At 24.0% G+C, this 2,273-nt stretch carries 3 protein-coding genes; all 3 read left to right on the forward strand.

The window, feature by feature from the left end; genetic code table 11:
• A partial coding sequence (locus HG1285_RS04130) for a hypothetical protein (RefSeq protein ID WP_008288712.1) occupies positions 1-328 on the forward strand: 328 nt, incomplete at its 5' end.
• A 17-nt stretch (positions 329-345) separates the two neighbouring features.
• Positions 346-2,046 carry a dynamin family protein gene (locus tag HG1285_RS04125; RefSeq protein WP_008288713.1) on the forward strand — a complete coding sequence of 567 codons (1,701 nt, stop codon included), beginning with the start codon at positions 346-348 and terminating at the stop codon, positions 2,044-2,046.
• 1 nt (position 2,047) lies between these two features.
• The coding region (locus HG1285_RS04120; protein ID WP_008288715.1) for a hypothetical protein at positions 2,048-2,273 on the forward strand (226 nt) is incomplete at its 3' end.

The following is a 2,273-nucleotide window of genomic DNA, read 5'->3' on the forward strand; positions in this document are numbered from 1 at the left end:
AAAGGAAGTGTTAAAAGCTGCCGGAGATATAATTAGTAAATTCAATATTCCAGAAAAACTTTTAAAAGCTGGTGTAAAGAAGTGGAAAAAAGAAGAAGTTACACAACAAATTAAAAATAGATTATCTGAAATAGTAGATAATGTGTCCACAAATATAAAAGTGAACATAGATAACTTTTTAGAAGAGGAGGTTTTAGTTCCATTAGAAACAAAAAAACAGCTATTAAATAAACTTTATGAAGAAAAAAATAAAAAGATTACAGATCTATCTTTAAAAAAGAAGGAAATAGATAATTATATCTTAGACTTGAAGCAAAAAATTATTTAGATTTGGAAAAACGAAAGATGGAGTTAGCAGAAATTTTTAATAAATATACTTTAGATAATTTATCTAAAAAAATTGCGAAATTTAAAGATACAGAATTAATTTCAGAAGATGTTAAAGAACAAATTAATAAAATTTTAAGTCAAAAAAAAGAAATTGATAAGAAGTTAGAACTTTTGGAAAAAGATTTAATTCCTTTGAAAGTAGCTATTGTTGGAGAATTTTCTTCTGGAAAATCTTCTATTATAAATTCTTTACTTGGAGAGAATATAATTCCAACTGGTGATGAGCCTATGACTTCTGTAGTTTCTATTTTTAAATACGGAAATGGAAAATATATAGAAGCTGAGTATGAAGGTAGAATTATTACTTTAACTCAAGAAGAGTTTTCATTAATAAAACACATAAGTAAAGAAGAAGCAAAAGTGAAATTAGGTATAGATACAGAGAAAATAAATAAACTTATTTTTTATTATCCAAATGATTTGTTAACCAAGATAAATATTATAGATACACCTGGCTTTTCTACTGCTAATCATAAAGGTGATGATGAAAAAACATTAAAAGTTATTGAAAATGAAATCGATGTTTTATTTTGGACAATCGATGTAAATCAGGGAACTATAAATGAAACAAGCTTAAAAATCTTAAAAAACATACAAAACAAGCGGAAAGATTTACCTATATTCATAATTGCAAATAAAATAGAAACAAAGGGAAAACCATCTTCTGCAAAAATAAAAACAATACTTGAGGATATTTCAGAAAAAAGTGGGATAAGTGATGTTTATCCGTATTCTGCTAAAATGATACTAGAGTCTTTAAATGAAGATAATTATATTGATAAAGTGGTCAAGAAGATAAAGGAACTTATAGAAAGTAATAATTTTCCAATATTATTAGATAAAGAAGTGAAGAAAAGGTTAAAAAAAGAACTACAACAAATAAAAATCATTTTTGATCAAAAAGAAGAAATAATTTCTATTAATGATTTTTCAGAATGGGAAAATCTAAGAGTAAATTTAATAAATAAGTTAGAAGAAATTAGAGAACATTCAAAAGGATATATTGCTTTTTCTATTCAAAATAAAGTAAATGAACTTGTAAATTCATATCAGAAATTATTAGAAGATATAAATAAACAATTAAAAATGACTTTAGATAAAATAAATAATGTTGAAAAAACTTTAAATCGAACTGTAAAAAGGTTTTTAAAAGATTTAATACCATTAAAATTAGCAAATTTTGAAGATACGATAGAAAAGCAATTGTACGAACATTTTTTATTTAAAGATGAAGAAGATATAGAAGATATAAAAGAATTGTTCGAAATCTTTTTCGAAGAAGACCTTATAACAGAGATTAATAATATATTAAATAATTTTGATAAGCTAATTGATTCTATAATCAATAAATTACAATTCAGGAATTTGAAATCTTTAAAAGATTTTAGAGAAGAATCTAGAAAAATGTTACTATATGAGATTGAAGAATCTTTTAAACTTTTCGTAGAATTATCTTCAAAATTTATTTCATATAAAAGTTATCTATTTGAAAATAGCAGAGAAGTAGATAAAGCAGTAAATGAAGAATATTTTTTGCATGTATATTTAAAGAAAATATTAGTAGGATATATCTCCAGTCAAGTAGAAATGGTAGATATGATATTGGAGCAAAAGGAAAAGGAGATTAAAAGCTTGAAAGCATTAGTGGAGGGATAGCATGAATATAGAATCTTTTAGAAAACAAAAGAAAAATATCTTAAAGATATATGACGAGCTAAAACAAAGCAAACTTATTCCAGCAGAAATAGAAATCAGTGGAGATAAACTTAAGATAGATAAAAATGATATTGAAGAATTTCAGAAAAATTTAGAAGAGGAAAAATTTATTGTTAGTGTCTGTGGTCAAATAAAAGCAGGAAAATCTACATTATTAAATGCTTTGA

Source organism: Hydrogenivirga sp. 128-5-R1-1 (genome assembly GCF_000171895.1).